The 14,698-nt window shown below is 71.1% G+C and carries 16 protein-coding genes; 10 read left to right on the forward strand and 6 right to left on the reverse strand.

Going from position 1 to position 14,698, the window contains the following annotated elements; genetic code table 11:
- The first annotated feature begins 24 nt into the window (after window positions 1-24).
- The 4 genes from KUM44_RS14525 to KUM44_RS14540 are packed head-to-tail and all read left to right on the forward strand — an operon-like array spanning window position 25 to window position 1,958.
- The gene (locus KUM44_RS14525; protein ID WP_217208373.1) at window positions 25-492 is read left to right on the forward strand and encodes a gas vesicle protein; all 468 of its coding nucleotides are present in this window, start codon (window positions 25-27) and stop codon (window positions 490-492) included.
- Window positions 489-1,307 (forward strand): GvpL/GvpF family gas vesicle protein, encoded by an 819-nt coding sequence (locus KUM44_RS14530; protein WP_217208273.1) that lies wholly within the window; start codon window positions 489-491, stop codon window positions 1,305-1,307. The genes KUM44_RS14525 and KUM44_RS14530 overlap by 4 nt, the downstream gene beginning before the upstream one ends.
- A complete protein-coding gene (locus KUM44_RS14535; RefSeq protein ID WP_217208274.1) occupies window positions 1,304-1,573 on the forward strand; it encodes a gas vesicle protein in 270 nt (89 codons plus the stop codon). The genes KUM44_RS14530 and KUM44_RS14535 overlap by 4 nt, the downstream gene beginning before the upstream one ends.
- Window positions 1,557-1,958: a gas vesicle protein K gene (locus KUM44_RS14540; protein WP_217208275.1), complete on the forward strand. Its 402-nt coding sequence runs from the start codon at window positions 1,557-1,559 to the stop codon at window positions 1,956-1,958. The genes KUM44_RS14535 and KUM44_RS14540 overlap by 17 nt, the downstream gene beginning before the upstream one ends.
- 12 nt (window positions 1,959-1,970) lie before the next feature.
- Here the strand turns inward: KUM44_RS14540 and KUM44_RS14545 are convergent, their stop codons facing one another.
- The 4 genes from KUM44_RS14545 to KUM44_RS14560 all read right to left on the reverse strand — a co-directional run bounded on the left by KUM44_RS14545 (window position 1,971) and on the right by KUM44_RS14560 (window position 5,701).
- Entirely contained in the window at window positions 1,971-2,426 is a 456-nt protein-coding gene (locus KUM44_RS14545; protein WP_217208276.1) for a hypothetical protein, read from the reverse strand.
- 136 nt (window positions 2,427-2,562) lie between these two features.
- Window positions 2,563-3,360, reverse strand: coding sequence for a sugar phosphate isomerase/epimerase (locus KUM44_RS14550; protein WP_217208374.1), 798 nt, complete (start codon window positions 3,358-3,360; stop codon window positions 2,563-2,565).
- Between the two features lie 32 nt (window positions 3,361-3,392).
- Window positions 3,393-4,547 (reverse strand): dihydrodipicolinate synthase family protein, encoded by a 1,155-nt coding sequence (locus KUM44_RS14555; RefSeq protein WP_217208277.1) that lies wholly within the window; start codon window positions 4,545-4,547, stop codon window positions 3,393-3,395.
- Window positions 4,544-5,701: a Gfo/Idh/MocA family protein gene (locus tag KUM44_RS14560; RefSeq protein ID WP_217208278.1), complete on the reverse strand. Its 1,158-nt coding sequence runs from the start codon at window positions 5,699-5,701 to the stop codon at window positions 4,544-4,546. The genes KUM44_RS14555 and KUM44_RS14560 overlap by 4 nt, the downstream gene beginning before the upstream one ends.
- Window positions 5,702-6,023: 322 nt before the next feature.
- On the opposite strand from KUM44_RS14560, the gene KUM44_RS14565 reads away from it, so the two are divergent.
- A complete protein-coding gene (locus tag KUM44_RS14565; protein WP_217208279.1) occupies window positions 6,024-7,070 on the forward strand; it encodes a LacI family DNA-binding transcriptional regulator in 1,047 nt (348 codons plus the stop codon).
- A 223-nt stretch (window positions 7,071-7,293) separates the two neighbouring features.
- Here the strand turns inward: KUM44_RS14565 and KUM44_RS14570 are convergent, their stop codons facing one another.
- The gene (locus tag KUM44_RS14570; RefSeq protein WP_217208280.1) at window positions 7,294-7,623 is read right to left on the reverse strand and encodes a helix-turn-helix domain-containing protein; all 330 of its coding nucleotides are present in this window, start codon (window positions 7,621-7,623) and stop codon (window positions 7,294-7,296) included.
- A 179-nt stretch (window positions 7,624-7,802) separates the two neighbouring features.
- On the opposite strand from KUM44_RS14570, the gene KUM44_RS14575 reads away from it, so the two are divergent.
- A complete protein-coding gene (locus tag KUM44_RS14575; RefSeq protein ID WP_217208281.1) occupies window positions 7,803-8,723 on the forward strand; it encodes an NAD(P)-dependent oxidoreductase in 921 nt (306 codons plus the stop codon).
- On the opposite strand, the gene KUM44_RS14580 is transcribed toward KUM44_RS14575, so the two are convergent.
- Entirely contained in the window at window positions 8,698-9,525 is an 828-nt protein-coding gene (locus tag KUM44_RS14580) for a DUF4389 domain-containing protein (protein ID WP_217208282.1), read from the reverse strand. The genes KUM44_RS14575 and KUM44_RS14580 overlap by 26 nt on opposite strands.
- Before the next feature lie 267 nt (window positions 9,526-9,792).
- On the opposite strand from KUM44_RS14580, the gene KUM44_RS14585 reads away from it, so the two are divergent.
- From KUM44_RS14585 to KUM44_RS14600, 4 genes are all read left to right on the forward strand, one after another.
- Window positions 9,793-10,392, forward strand: a complete 600-nt coding sequence (locus KUM44_RS14585; RefSeq protein ID WP_217208283.1) for a dihydrofolate reductase family protein — start codon at window positions 9,793-9,795, stop codon at window positions 10,390-10,392.
- A gap of 99 nt (window positions 10,393-10,491) precedes the next feature.
- The gene (locus KUM44_RS14590; protein ID WP_217208284.1) at window positions 10,492-11,424 is read left to right on the forward strand and encodes a bifunctional helix-turn-helix transcriptional regulator/GNAT family N-acetyltransferase; all 933 of its coding nucleotides are present in this window, start codon (window positions 10,492-10,494) and stop codon (window positions 11,422-11,424) included.
- 61 nt (window positions 11,425-11,485) lie between these two features.
- Window positions 11,486-12,286, forward strand: a complete 801-nt coding sequence (locus tag KUM44_RS14595) for a sugar phosphate isomerase/epimerase (protein WP_217208285.1) — start codon at window positions 11,486-11,488, stop codon at window positions 12,284-12,286.
- A 515-nt stretch (window positions 12,287-12,801) separates the two neighbouring features.
- Window positions 12,802-14,664, forward strand: coding sequence for a glycoside hydrolase family 3 protein (locus KUM44_RS14600; RefSeq protein ID WP_217208286.1), 1,863 nt, complete (start codon window positions 12,802-12,804; stop codon window positions 14,662-14,664).
- Window positions 14,665-14,698: the final 34 nt, after the last annotated feature.

The raw sequence follows: 14,698 nt of genomic DNA on the forward strand, positions 1-14,698 counted from the left end.
ACCCGCTCCACGCCGTCGAGGGCGATGTCCCCGTACGGCGAGTCATCCGGCGCGAACCTCGCCGACATCCTTGAACGCGTGCTCGACAAGGGCATCGTCATCGTCGGCGACATCAAGATCAACCTGCTGGACATCGAGTTGCTCACCATCAAGCTCCGCCTCCTGGTGGCCTCGGTCGACAAGGCGAAGGAGATCGGCATCGACTGGTGGGAGCACGACCCCGCGCTCTCCTCCCGCGCCGACCAACGGCACGACCTCAGGGAACAGAACGAGCGGCTACGCGCCGAGGTCGAGGACCTGCGCCGCAAGGTCGAGCGGTCCGAGAGGGCCGAGTCCGCGGGCGAACTGCCCGAACGCGGCTCGGGATCGTCCGGTCGGCGCCGGCCCCGTGAGACGGACCGGGAGTCCGGCACCGAACCACGACGTCCCCGGCGCAAGAAGGACGACGCGGAGGAACGGGACCGAGACCGGAACCGAGACCGACAGCCGTGAACGGGCAACGGCTCAGCTACGCCTACGCCGTGGTCAGATCGTCCGGCCCCGCGGCACAGCGGGCGCAGGCGGCCCTGGGCGGCCTCCGCGGTGTGGCGGACGCGCCCGTCGTCCTGGTCCGCTCGGGCGCGGTGGCCGCCGCGGTGAGCGCGGTGCCCGGCGCGGAGTTCTCGGAGGCGGCCCTCAAGGCGCGGCTGGAGGATCTCGACTGGCTGGAGTCGACGGCCCGGTCCCACCACCTGGTCATCGAGACGCTGGCCACCCGCACGACGGTCCTCCCCCTGCGGCTGGCCACGGTGTACCTCGACGACAGCCGGGTCGAGCGGATGCTGGGCGAACGGCAGGAGGCCTTCACCGCGCTGCTCGACCGGTTCGACGACCATGTGGAGTGGGGCGTGAAGGTGTACGCCGAGATCCCCACCGCACCCGACCCGGCCGCACCCGACCCGGCCGCACCGGGCCCGTCGGAGCCGCCGGGCACGGGACGCGCGTATCTGCGCCGCCGCAGGCAGCACCGCCAGGCACGCGAGGAGACCTGGCGGGCCGCCGAGGAGGCCGTACGGCGCACGGAGCAGCGGGCGCGCGGTCTCGCGGTGGAGCGCGCCCGGCACCGCCCGCAGCAGGGCACCCTGGCCCGGCTCCCCGGCGAGAACGTGGCCAACGACGCCTACCTCGTCCCGCGCCACGCGGCCGAGGAGTTCCGCGACCGCATGCTGCACGCCGCCGACGACCTGCCCGGCGTACGCGTGGACGTCACCGGCCCCTGGGCGCCGTACTCCTTCACCACCCCCCTCGAAGGGGTGCGGCAACCGTGACCGAGCACGACGCGTACGACGACGACCACCCGCTCGCCGGAACCCAGGTCGCGCTGATCGACCTGCTCGACCGGTTGCTGAGCGGCGGGGTCGTGATCACCGGCGATGTCGTCCTGTCGATCGCGGACATCGACCTGGTGCGGATCTCGCTGCGCGCGGTGGTGATCGCCGTTCGCGAGCAGCTGGAGGAACAGTGGGCGCCCGTCCTGCCGGACCGGAAGCCCACGGAGTACGACCACGGCGGCCACCGTGACGACCCCGGCTGACCGCACGCCCCCCGACCGGCTGCGGGAGGTCGCGGACGCCGCGCATCGCGCCTTCTCCCTGCTGCCCGCCCAGCCGGACGACGTGGCCCCGCCGACCGCGGGCCGCACGGCGGCACGCCGGCTGCACGCCGACCCCGACACCGTGGAACGCGACCTGGTCAGGCTGGTCCTCACCATCGTCGAACTGCTCCGCCAGCTGATGGAGCGCCAGGCCCTGCACCGCGTCGACGAGGGCGACCTGACCGAGGAACAGGAGGAGCGCCTCGGCCTGACCCTGATGCTCCTCCACGACCGGATGACCGAACTGTGCGACCGCTACGGCCTCACCCTGGAGGACCTCAACCTCGACCTGGGGCCGCTGGGCACCCTGCTCCCACCGCCGTGAGGTCCGCCCTCGTCATCGGGGGGCGGCCGGCGTGGGGTCGGGAGCGTCGAGGACCACTCCCCAGGTGTCGTCGTCCCCGATACGGACGGTGAGTTCCTGGGTGCGGCGGGGCCCGGCGAAGTGCAGCACCACGTCCTGGCGTACGGATCCCTCGTCGAGGAAGTCCGCGCTCACCTCCGCGCGGGCGGCCGTGCCGTACGTCTCGACCCAGTCGCGGGCTGCGGAGTGGTCGCCGCCCTCCGTGTCCAGCGCGGCCAGCCCGTCGACGTCCCCGTCCGCGAGCCGCCAGACCACCTGCTGCACTGTCTCCAGGCTCCCCGTCGAGGGGTACCCGGTGACCCGCAGGGGGCGGTGACTGGCATAGCCGGTCTGGTAGTCCAGCTCTCCCCCGCTGTCGGAGCACGCCGTGAGCAGGGCGCCGGCGGACAGGAGAACCAGGCCTGGGACACCGGCTTTCGGTATACGCATGGGTGGGTTGAGCCTTTGGTCAATGGCGGACAATCCGACGCCATTATTGATCATCAGGGACATGCTGGACGCCGACGGCCCGAGAACCGTCGGCGCCCCGCCGCGCCCCGCCGCGCCCCGCCGCGCCCTGCGCGCCTTAGCCCGCGTGCTCCACGAACCGCGCCGCCGTCTCCGCCAGCACTTCGCGGCCGTCCCGCGCCCACAGCCCGTCGTTGAACAGCTCGACCTCGATGGCCCCGCCGTACCCGGCCGCCTCGACGTACCCCTTCCACTCCCGCATGTCGATCGCCCCGTCCCCGATCTGACCGCGCCCGGTGAGCACGCCCTGCGGCAACGGGGTTGTCCAGTCGGCGAGTTGGAAGGTGTGGATACGGCCACCCGCCCCCGCCCGGGCGATCTGCTCCGGCGCCGTGTCGTCCCACCAGATGTGGTACGTGTCCACGGTGACGCCGACCTGCTCGGCGGGGAAGCGCTCGGCGAGGTCGAGGGCCTGTGCCAGGGTCGACACCACGCAGCGGTCGGCGGCGTACATCGGGTGCAGCGGCTCGATGGCCAGCTTCACCCCGCGCTCCTCGGCGTACGGGCCCAGCTCGCCGAGCGCGTCGGCGATCCGCTCCCGCGCCCCGTGCAGGTCCTTGGAGCCGGCGGGCAGGCCGCCGGACACCAGCACCAGGACGTCCGTGCCCAATGTGGCCGCCTCGTCGACCGCCCGGCGGTTGTCGTCCAGCGCCTCGGCCCGCTCCTGCGGGTCGATCGCCGTGAAGAAGCCGCCTCGGCAGAGGGTGGTGACGGTCAGGCCCGCGTCGCGGACCAGTTTGGCCGTCGCCTCCAGTCCGTACGACTGGACGGGTTCGCGCCACAGGCCGACGTTCGTGATGCCCAACTGGCCGCAGGCGTCGGCCAGTTCGGGCATCGACAGCTGCTTGACCGTCATCTGGTTGATGGAGAAGCGTTCGAGTCCGGTGCTCACTGGGCCACTCCGTACAGGGCGAGCAGGTTCTTCATCCGCTCCTCCGCCAGCTTCGGGTCCGGGAACAGTCCGAGCCCGTCGGCGAGTTCGTAGGCGCGGGCGAAGTGCGGCAGGGAGCGGGCCGACTGGAGGCCGCCGACCATGGTGAAGTGGGACTGGTGGCCGGCCAGCCAGGCCAGGAAGACCACGCCCGTCTTGTAGAAGCGGGTGGGTGTCTGGAAGAGGTGGCGGGACAACTCGACGGTGGGGTCGAGGAGTTCACGGAAACCGGAGACGTTCCCCGTGTCCAGCACCCGGACGGCCTCCGCCGCCAGCGGGCCCAGCGGGTCGAAGATGCCGAGCAGGGCGTGGCTGAAGCCCTGCTCGTCGCCCGCGATCAACTCGGGGTAGTTGAAGTCGTCGCCGGTGTAGCAGCGCACGCCCTGCGGGAGGCGGCGGCGGATGTCGATCTCCCGCTGGGCGTCCAGCAGGGAGACCTTGATGCCGTCGACCTTGTCGGGGTGGGCGGCGATGACCTCCAGGAAGGTGTCGGTGGCTGTGTCGAGGTCGCTCGACCCCCAGTAGCCCTCCAGCGCCGGGTCGAACATCGGGCCGAGCCAGTGCAGGACCACCGGCTCGGTGGCCTGGCGGAGCAGATGGCCGTAGACCTCCAGGTAGTCCTCGGGGCCGGAGGCGGCGGCCGCGAGCGCGCGGGACGCCATCAGGATGGCCCGCGCGCCGCACTCCTCGACGAGCGCGAGCTGCTCCTCGTAGGCCGCCCGGACCTCGGCCAGGGACGCCGGGCCGGTGAGCTGGTCGGTGCCGGCGCCGCAGGCGATCAGCCCGCCGACCGCCTTCGCCTCGGCGGCACTGCGGCGGATCAGCTCGGCCGCGCCCGCCCAGTCCAGGCCCATCCCGCGCTGGGCGGTGTCCATGGCCTCGGCGACCCCGAGCCCGTGGGACCACAGATGGCGGCGGAAGGCGAGGGTGGCGTCCCAGTCGACGGCGGCCGGCGAGTCGGGCGTCGCGTCGGCGTACGGGTCGGCGACGACATGCGCGGCCGAGTAGACCGTGCGGGAGGTGAAGGGCGCGCCCGGGGTGAGGGCGAGGGGTTCGGTGCGGGGCTCGTAGGTCCGCATCCCGCCCGTGAAGTCAGGCAGTTGGATGGTCACAGCGCGATCTCCGGAACATCGATACGGCGGCCCTCGGACGACGACTTCAGGCCCAGCTCGGCGAGCTGGACGCCACGGGCGCCGGCCAGGAGGTCCCAGTGGTACGGGGCGTCGGCGTAGACGTGCTTGAGGAACAGCTCCCACTGGGCCTTGAAGCCGTTGTCGAACTCGACGTTGTCGGGGACTTCCTGCCACTGGTCGCGGAAGGAGTAGGTGGCCGGGATGTCCGGGTTCCAGACCGGCTTGGGGGTGAGGGAGCGGTGCTGGACACGGCAGTTGCGCAGACCCGCGACCGCGGAGCCCTCCGTGCCGTCCACCTGGAACTCGACCAGTTCGTCGCGGTTGACGCGCACAGCCCAGGAGGAGTTGATCTGGGCGATGGCGCCGCCGTCGAGCTCGAAGATGCCGTACGCGGCGTCGTCGGCGGTCGCGTCGTAGGGCTTGTCGTTCTCGTCCCAGCGCTGCGGGATGTGGGTGGTGGCGATGGCCTGCACGGACTTGACCCGGCCGAAGAGCTCGTGGAGCACGTACTCCCAGTGCGGGAACATGTCGACGACGATGCCGCCGCCGTCCTCGGCACGGTAGTTCCAGGACGGGCGCTGCGCTGCCTGCCAGTCGCCCTCGAAGACCCAGTAGCCGAACTCGCCGCGGATGGAGAGGATCCGTCCGAAGAAGCCGCCGTCGATGAGGCGCTTCAGCTTCAGCAGGCCGGGGAGGAAGAGCTTGTCCTGGACGACGCCGTGCCTGATGCCGGCCTCGTTCGCGAGCCGGGCCAGTTCCAGGGCGCCTTCCAGACCGGTGGCGGTGGGCTTCTCGGTGTAGATGTGCTTGCTGGCGGCGATCGCTTTCTTGATCGCCTCCTCGCGGGCCGAGGTGACCTGGGCGTCGAAGTAGATCTCGACGGTCGGGTCGGCGAGGACGGCGTCCACGTCGGTCGAGATGTTCGCCGGGTCCAGGCCGTGCTGCTCGGCGAGCGCCTTGAGGGCGTGTTCGCGGCGGCCGACCAGGATCGGCTCCGGCCACAGCACGGTGCCGTCGCCGAGGTCGAGACCGCCCTGCTCACGGAGGGCCAGGATGGAGCGGACCAGGTGCTGTCGGTAGCCCATGCGCCCCGTCACACCATTCATGGCGATACGCACCGTCTTGCGTGTCACGTCATTCCCTTCGTAGGCGTCGTACGCAGCGTCGTACGCGGTTCTGCGTGCCGCGTACGCCCCTACCCTGTTGAGCGTCACAGCAAGCGCTTTCTATTCGATAAGAAGCTAGCCTCTGACCAGGGGTCCGGACAAGACCGTGACCGGGTTGAGTTGTTCGAGGGGACGAACAACGGGGGTTGTTGGCCGTAAGGTCTGCTCGACATACACGGAACCGTGGCCGCTGACGGGCTGTCTACGAGGAGGCAGGCCTGTCTGTGAGCAGTACGAGCGTGAGCAGTACGAGGTGGTACGACGAGATGCGCGACCGGAGGACGACGAGATGACGGTGACCCTGGCGGACGTGGCGGCCCGCGCCCAGGTCTCCCCCGCGACGGTGTCGCGCGTGCTGAACGGGAACTACCCCGTCGCTGCCTCCACCCGGGAGCGGGTGCTGCGGGCGGTGGACGAGCTGGACTACGTGCTGAACGGGCCGGCGAGCGCACTGGCGGCAGCCACCTCCGACCTGGTCGGCATCCTGGTGAACGACATCGCCGACCCCTTCTTCGGGATCATGGCGAGCGCGATCCAGTCGGAGATCGGCGGGCCCGGCGGCCGGGCGGGCGGTGAGCGCCTGGCGGTGGTCTGCAACACCGGGGGTTCGCCCGAGCGCGAGCTGACGTACCTGACCCTGTTGCAGCGGCAGCGGGCCGCGGCGGTGGTCCTGACCGGCGGTGCCGTCGAGGACGCGCCGCACGCGGCGGCGGTCGCGGCCAAGCTGCGGAGGCTGGCGGACGCCGGGACCCGGGTCGTGCTCTGCGGCCGGCCGCCCGCGCCCGACACCGGCGCCATCGCGCTGACCTTCGACAACCGCGGCGGCGGCCGTGAACTGACCGAGCACCTCATCGGCCTCGGCCACCGGCGCCTCGGCTACATCGCGGGCCCGGAGGAGCGCACGACGACCCGCCACCGCCTGGAGGGCCACCGCGCCGCCCTCGATGCACACGGCATCGAGGAGGACCCCCGCTGGTCGGTCCACGGACGCTACGACCGCCAGTCCGGCTACGAGGCCACGCTGGAACTGCTCCGACGGGATCCGTCCCTGACCGCCGTGGTGGCCGCCAACGACTCCGTCGCGCTGGGCGCGTGCGCGGCCCTGCGGGATTCCGGCCTGCGCATCCCGGACGACGTCTCGGTCGCCGGCTTCGACGATCTGCCGTTCAGCATCGACGCGGTGCCTTCTCTCACGACGGTGCGGCTGCCGCTGTCGGAGGCGGGGGCGCGGGCCGGGCGGATCGCGATGGGGCGGGAGGACGCGCCGCCCGGGGGGATCGCGACGATCCGGGGGGAGCTGATGGTGCGGGGGTCTTCTGGGGGGCCTCGGGGGTAAGCGAGTGCTTGCGGGTTGGCGCCCGTCGTGAAAGTGGGCGCCAAGCGGTGGCTCAGGCGCCGATGGACCCCTGCTTCACGGCGTCGATGAACGACGTCCAGCCCTACGCGGGGAAGAGCAGCGCCGGGCCGTACCGCCGCCAGACGTCCGCGACGTGCCGGCCGGTATTCGTTTCCGATCGGCACGTTCGGCGAACACTGGCGCGCCTGCCTGTCTGCCCGGCTCACGGGAGGGCTTCGAGACGCTCCATGTTGTCCTCGCCCCACTGGCCGAGCGGACCGAGAGCAGCGATGAGTGAGTGTCCGAAGTCGGTCAGTGAGTACTCCACCTTCGGTGGGACCTGGTGATGGACCTCGCGGTGTACCAGGCCGCTGGCCTCCAGTTCCCGTAGTTGCAGGATCAGTATCCGCTCACTGATGCCGGACACGGTCCGGCGCAACTCACCGAAGCGCAGCGGTCCTTCGCCGAGCCAGAAAAGGATCAGTCCCTTCCATTTCCCTCCCATGACGTCGATGGCAGCGTCCAGCCCGCAGGTGTAGCTCCGCTTTGTCATCAGCCTTCCCCTAACAAAAATGTGGGTACCCGACAAAATTGTAGGTACTTGCAGATGTGCAGGTGCGCCCACAGCATGGAGCAGGCATCGCACCGAGATCGCCACAACTACGTGCGATTGGCCTGCGTTTGACGCCATGTCAGATGCTCAGGAGGATCCGTCTCAGGCAGGAGCAACGTATGACCGGGCAGCATCGCACTCCAGTGACCGTCGTCGGACTGGGCTCGATGGGCAGCGCACTGGCTGAGGCGTTCATCGCCGCCGGGCACCCGACCACCGTCTGGAACAGGACTCCCGGGAAGGCCGCGCCCCTCGTGTCCAAGGGTGCTGTTCACGCACACACCATGGACGCGGCGGTGGCGGGGAGTCCGCTGGTCATCGCCTGTCTGACCACGTTCGAGAACACCGTCGAGGCCCTCGAACCGGCCGCCGCCGGGCTCAGGGGACGGGCCCTGGTGACCCTGAACAGCGGCTCACCCGCCGGGGCCCGGCAGATGGCCGGGTGGGCGCTCGGACACGGAGCGCGCTACCTCGGGGGAGCGATCAAGAACGTGCCGTCCGCCGTGGGCGCCGAAGACACCCTCCTGTACTACGGCGGCGACAACAGCGTCTTCGAGGAGTTCGCTTCCACGCTGCGGGTGCTGGGCGGCGACACCGTCTACCTCGGTGCGGACCCCGACCTCGCCGCCCTGTACGAGATGGCCGTGGGCGGCACCCTGCTGCCCGCGCTCGTCGGTTTCTTCCAGGGCGCGGCGGCCATGCAGGCCCGGGGCCTCACGGCGGCCTCGATGGTCCGGTTCAGCGTCAAGTGGTTCGAAATGATCAACTCGGTACTGCCGGTCTTCGCCGAGGAGATCGACCGCGGCGACTACAGCAAGCCCGCCTCCTCCGTGAACCTCTTCCTGGCCGGAGCCGCCCACGACGAGGAACTCGGCAAGGAAGCGAACCTCGACATGGCCTGGCACAGGCCCTTCCACGATCTGCTGGAGCGGGCGGTCGACGCCGGCCATGGTGACCACAGCATCTCCGCTCTGACGGAAGTCCTGAAGAACGGAGTCCTCAACAACGGAGTCCTCAAGAACACCGGGCCGACCCGATAGCGCAGGACTGCACTCGGGGAGTCAGCGCCGCCGGCGCCATGCGGTCGTCGTTCATCTCGTCGTCGTCGCCGTAGTCCACCACGCCGCTGACGATATGGCCGCACACGCCGAGCAGCAGGAAGAGCACGACGAGGACCTTGGCCGTGGTGTCCAGCAGGAGTGGCCGGGTGCCGGAGCGGACCGCTTCCTGCGGAACCGGCTCGTCGCCGAACAGCCGCTTGGGGTAGGCGGGGGTCAGCATCGTGGCGTAGGCGGTGAAACGCATCTGGTAGCGGGCGACGGCGGCCGTGGCGGCGAAGACCGGGGCGGGCAGTCGTCCCAGCACGATGCCGATGAGCCAGAAGATCCAGCCGATCGCGAACCAGCCCGCCTGCGCGAGGTTGTTGATGATGGCCGCCGGGATCATCAGGATCAGGCGGAACAGCACCGCGAGCCGGTTCAGCGGTGTGGCGCGCAGTTCGATCTGCACGGGGTGGTCGGGGGCGGAGAACGAGAACGGCGGATAGCGGTCGACCAGGAGCATCGAGCTCACGCCGACCCGCGTCCGGTAGACGAGGACGGAGCCGAGGAAGGAGAAGACCGCGTCGGGCAGCCGTCCCAGGAACAGCGCGGCGAACCATCCGGCGATGGTCACGAAGAACGCCGCGACCGAGAGCAGGCAGACCACCACGAACTGCGGCAGGAGCAGCAGCCAGCGCAGCAGGACGGTCCAGCGCCGCTGCCGCGCGGCAGCGGGGATGTCCAGGACGGGCAGCCACTCTCCAGCCTCGGAAGCGGCACGAGGATCCCAGCCCGTCGCCATGAGCACTCCCAGTCGTCCCGGAATTCCGCCTGACGTCCCCATGCTGCGGCGGCGCGGCGAGACCCGCGCCCGCAGAGGCCCGAACGGGGTGCCCCGCGCCCGCCCGGCGGCCCACCTGAGGCGCCCGCCCCCTGCCGAATCCCCCCTTCCGCATCTATCACTGGGCCGACCGGTGATTTCCGGGCCCGACCCCGGTCTCCATCGCCGTAATCACCAACAGCCGACTCACCCGAGCAGCACCCCGGCACGAGAACCAGGAGTGTCCCCATGCGTATCGCGATCACCGAGTTCATCAGCCTCGACGGCGTCGTCCAGGCCCCCGGCGGCCCCCAGGAGGACACCGACGGCGGCTTCGCGCACGGTGGCTGGTCGCACCCGTACTTCGACGCGGAGGTACTCGGCGAGGCCTTCGACGCGGGGATGCGGAAGGCCGAGGCGCTGCTCTTCGGGCGTCGTACCTGGCAGACGATGGCCGGGGCGTGGCCGGAGCGGGCCGGGGACCCTTTCGCCGACCGGATGAACTCGATCAAGAAGTACGTCGTCTCCAGCACCCTCACCGAAGCCGACCTGACCTGGCACAACACCAGCCTGGTCCCCGGCGCCGAGGCCGTCGCCCGGGTGCGGGAACTGCGGGCGGCGGAGGGCGGCGACCTGGCGATGATGGGCAGCCCCACCCTCGTACGGACCCTGATCCAGGAGGGGCTGGTGGACGAGCTCCAGCTCATCGTGATGCCGGTGCTGCTCGGCGGCGGCAAGTCAGTCTTCCCTGCCGACGGCGGCAAGCGGCCGCTGGAACTCATCTCCACGACCACCGCCAAGACCGGGGCGCAGGTGTGCGTGTACCGGCCGGCGAGTGCCGAGGGGTAGCCGCGAGGACGCGGGCGTCCTAGGCTCGAACCCACGGAACCTCTGACTGAGTCAAGCATCGGCAGTCAGCTGCCGCAGAGTCCACCGGGGTCGACGATCATGACAGTCCACGACATCCGCGCCTTCAACCGCTTCTACACGAACGTCATCGGCGCCCTCGACTACAGCCGCCACCTGTACGCCCCGTACACCCTCACCGAGTCCCGCGTCCTGTACGAGCTCGCGCATTCCCCGCGTACGGACGCGGCCGACCTGCGGACCGAACTCTCGCTGGACGCCGGGTACTTGAGCAGGATCCTGAACACGTTCGAGCAGGACGGGCTCATCGAGCGCACGGCCTCCGAGGAGGACCCCCGGCGCCGGCGCGTCACGCTCACCGCGCGTGGGCGGGAGACCGGCAAGCTGCTGGAGGAACGGGCGGCCGAATCGGTCGGCTCGCTGCTGTCGACCGTGCCCGCCGCCGAACGGCCACGTCTCGCCGAGGCGATGACGACGGTCCGTACGATCCTGTCCCACGGCCGCCCTCCCCGCCGCGAGGACGTCCTGCTGCGTGAGCCAGGACCCGGCGACCTCGGCTGGATCGTGCAGCGCAACGCCGCGCTGTACGCCGCCGAGTACGGGTGGAACGCCGACTACGAGGGGCTGGTGGCGAGGATCGTCGCGGACTTCGCGCAGGACCACGACCCGCATCTGGAGCGGGTGTGGATCGCCGAGCTGGACGGTCGGCCGGTGGGCTGTGTGATGTGCGTACGGGACGAGGCGCCCGGCACGGCCCGGCTGCGGGTGCTGCTGGTCGAGCCCGACGCCCGCGGCCTCGGCATCGGCGACCGGCTCGTCGGGGCCGTCGTCGACTTCGCGCGCGGCGTCGGCTACCGCGAACTCGTCCTGTGGACCAACGACGTCCTGGCCGCCGCCCGCCGTATCTACCAGCGCCACGGCTTCGTCCTGGCCGCCGAGAAACCCCACCGTTCCTTCGGCCGGGACCTGAACGGCCAGGACTGGCGCCTGGATCTGCACGACACCCAGGAGTGAGGCCCCGGCCCGCGCGCCTGCCGGATGGGCGTGCCCGCGTTTCCCTGGCAAGGTGGAGTGCATGAAACTGGCGTTCTCCACCCTCGGCGTCCCCGGTCTCCCCCTCCCCGACGTGCTGCGGCTCGCGACCGCGCACGGCTATCACGGCGTCGAGTTGCGCACGCACCCGGAGGAACCGGTCCACCCGGGCCTCGGGCCCGACGAACGGGCCGACGTGGCGGCCGAGTTCAAGTCCGCCGGCATCGAGCTGCTGGGCCTGGCCGGGTACGCCCGGGTCGCCGCGCCCGGTGACGACGGACCCGTGATCGAGGAGATCCGTACCCTGGTCGACCTCGCCCACGACCTGGGCGCACCCTTCGTCCGCGTCTTCCCCGGCGCCGACCCCGAGCAGAGCCGGCAGCGCGCGGACGCCATCGCCGCGCGGCGGCTGGGTACGGCCGCGGAGCACGCCGCCGACATGGGCGTACGGATCCTGCTGGAGACCCACGACTCGCACCGCACCGCGGCCGACGCGATCCGCGTCCTCGGCTTGGTCGGCCACCGCCACGTCGGCTCGCTGTGGGACGTGATGCACACCTGGCTGGGCGGCGAACAGCCCTCGGAGAGCTACGCCGCCCTCGCTCCGTTCCTCGGCTACGTCCAGGTCAAGGACATCGCCTCCGCCGACGACACGACCCCGCTGCCGCTCGGCGCCGGGGTGCTCCCGCTCGCCGACTGCGTGGAGGTCCTCTCCCGGCACGGCTGGGACGGCTGGCTGTGCTGGGAGTACGAGAAGCGCTGGTACGAGGAGGCCGCGCCGCTGGACGGACTGTTGGGCGCGGGCAGGGAGCACTTGTCACGGCTGCTGAACGAGTCGGCCTAGGCGCCGGGGGCGGACCGCTGGGGAGGCCCGTTCCTCGGTTCGGTGTGTCTGCTGTCTGCTGAACGATGCACGCCCCGGTCAGTCCAGCCCCTCCGGCGTTTGAGGAGCGGGGTCTGGGGCGGAGCCCCGGAAGGATGGGACGGGTAGGGGCGGCGGGGGCGAGGGAACGCGTGGATGGTCCACCCGACCCACCCACCTCATCCACCACCGCCCTACCAACTTCACGGATTTCAGCCATCCCCGGGAACCCGGTCCCACCCCCGCCCGTCCAATCCGCGAGCTGCCGGAGAGTCACCGTGGTGCGGTGTCGGCCCTCGCTGCTGGCTGCGATTGCTGACCCACCCTCTCCGCCGTGCCGCGGCCGGCAGCACGCCGTCATCGGCGCGCCCCCTCCAACTGCGCCGATGGCGGCCCCTCCTTGGTTACGGTGCACTCCCTTGACTGGCAGAAACTTCCCGGTTATTGGTGGCTCCTCGGAAGTTTCCTTCAGCGCACCACCTCCGGAAGGAGCGCACGTGCCCGACTCCAGCACGGGAAGCAGACGACCCGCGGAAAACACAGCAAGCCCCTCGAGACGTACCGTCCTCGCCGCCACCACCGGCCTCACCACCGCCCTCACCCTCGGCGGCACCGCCCACGCCTCCGCCCCCGCCGACAAGAGACTGCGCGCCCTCATCGCCCGGATGACGCTGCCCGAGAAGGTCGGCCAGCTCTTCGTCATGCGGGTCTACGGCCACTCCGCCACCGCCCCCGACCAGGCCGACATCGACGCCAACCTCAAGGAGATCGGCGTGCGCACGGCCGCCGAGCTGGTCGCCAGGTACCGGGTGGGCGGCATCATCTACTTCACGTGGGCGCACAACACCCGGGATCCGCATCAGATCGCCGACCTCTCCAACGGCATCCAGCGGGCATCCCTCACCCAGCCCCGCGGCCTGCCCGTCCTCATCTCCACCGACCAGGAACACGGCATCGTCTGCCGCGTCGGCGAGCCCGCCACCCTCTTCCCGGGCGCCATGGCCATCGGAGCGGGCGGTTCGCGCTCCGACGCCCGTACCCTCGGCCGTGTCGCCGGACAGGAACTCAAGGCGCTCGGCATCCGGCAGAACTACTCCCCCGTGGCCGACGTGAACGTCAACCCGGCCAACCCCGTCATCGGCGTCCGCTCCTTCGGCGCCGACCCGGACGCCGTCGCCGCCATGGTCGCCGCCGAGGTGGCCGGATACCAGCGCTCGCCGCACGACCGGCAGGTCGCGGCGACCGCCAAGCACTTCCCCGGGCACGGCGACACCGCCGTCGACAGTCATTACGGCTTCCCGGTCATCACCCACACCCGTGAGCAGTGGGAGAGCCTGGACGCACCGCCCTTCCGGGCCGCCGTCCGCGCCGGCATCGACTCGATCATGACCGCCCACATCATGGTCCCGGCCCTCGACGACTCCGGCGACCCGGCCACCCTCTCCCGCCCGATCCTCACCGGCATCCTGCGCGAGGAACTCGGCTACGACGGGCTGGTGGTGACCGACTCGCTCGGCATGGAGGGCGTCCGCACGAAGTACGGCGACGACCGGGTCCCCGTCCTCGCGCTCAAGGCCGGCGTCGACCAGCTCCTCAACCCGCCGTCCCTGGACATCGCTTGGAACGCCGTCCTGAAGGCCGTCCAGGACGGGGAGCTCACCGAGGCACGGCTCGACGAGTCCGTCCTGCGCATCCTACGGCTGAAGGCGAAGCTGCGGCTGTTCGAGGAGCCGTACGTCAGCCAGGGCGGGGTCGACCGGAACGTCGGCACCCGGTCCCACCTCGCGACCGCCGACCGTATCGCCGAGCGGACGACGACCCTGCTGGTCAACGAGGGCCCGGTGCTGCCGCTGTCCCGCCGCAGCCACCCCAGGGTCCTCGTCGTGGGCGCCGACCCGGCCTCCCCGTCCGGCACGACGGGCCCGCCGACCGGCGTCCTCGCCGCCGCCCTCACCGAACTGGGCTTCACGGCGAGCGCCCTGTCGACGGGCACCTCGCCGTCCGCCGCCACCATCGCCCGCGCCGTCGAGGCCGCTCAGGCAGCCGACGCCGTGGTGGTCGGGACGTACAACGTCACCGCGAGCAGCGCACAGAAGACGCTGGTCGAACAGCTCCTCGCGACGGGCAGGCCGGTGGTGGCGGTCGCGATCCGCAACCCCTACGACGTGGCCCATCTGCCCACGGTCCCGGCCTGCTTGGCGTCGTACTCCTGGACCGACGTCGAGCTGCGCGCGGCCGCCCGGGTGATCGCCGGGCGGGTGTTCCCGCGCGGGAGGCTGCCGGTGCCGGTGCAGCGGGCGGACGATCCGGCGCGGGTGCTGTATCCGGTCGGGCACGGGCTGTCCTACCGGAGCGGTTAGCCCGGGGTAGCACTTGGACGTAGCGCCTGTACGT

The sequence above is a fragment of the Streptomyces sp. AC550_RSS872 genome (assembly GCF_019049285.1).
Lineage (GTDB): Bacteria > Actinomycetota > Actinomycetes > Streptomycetales > Streptomycetaceae > Streptomyces.

Coding starts and splice junctions, on each gene's coding strand:
- KUM44_RS14570 (WP_217208280.1), bottom strand. CDS start 7,623: ATGACAAAGCGGAGCTACACCTGCGGGCTGGACGCTGCCATCGACGTC.
- KUM44_RS14595 (WP_217208285.1), top strand. CDS start 11,486: ATGAAACTGGCGTTCTCCACCCTCGGCGTCCCCGGTCTCCCCCTCCCC.
- KUM44_RS14580 (WP_217208282.1), bottom strand. CDS start 9,525: ATGGCGACGGGCTGGGATCCTCGTGCCGCTTCCGAGGCTGGAGAGTGG.
- KUM44_RS14565 (WP_217208279.1), top strand. CDS start 6,024: ATGACGGTGACCCTGGCGGACGTGGCGGCCCGCGCCCAGGTCTCCCCC.
- KUM44_RS14545 (WP_217208276.1), bottom strand. CDS start 2,426: ATGCGTATACCGAAAGCCGGTGTCCCAGGCCTGGTTCTCCTGTCCGCC.
- KUM44_RS14575 (WP_217208281.1), top strand. CDS start 7,803: ATGACCGGGCAGCATCGCACTCCAGTGACCGTCGTCGGACTGGGCTCG.
- KUM44_RS14525 (WP_217208373.1), top strand. CDS start 25: ATGTCCCCGTACGGCGAGTCATCCGGCGCGAACCTCGCCGACATCCTT.
- KUM44_RS14550 (WP_217208374.1), bottom strand. CDS start 3,360: ATGACGGTCAAGCAGCTGTCGATGCCCGAACTGGCCGACGCCTGCGGC.
- KUM44_RS14585 (WP_217208283.1), top strand. CDS start 9,793: ATGCGTATCGCGATCACCGAGTTCATCAGCCTCGACGGCGTCGTCCAG.
- KUM44_RS14590 (WP_217208284.1), top strand. CDS start 10,492: ATGACAGTCCACGACATCCGCGCCTTCAACCGCTTCTACACGAACGTC.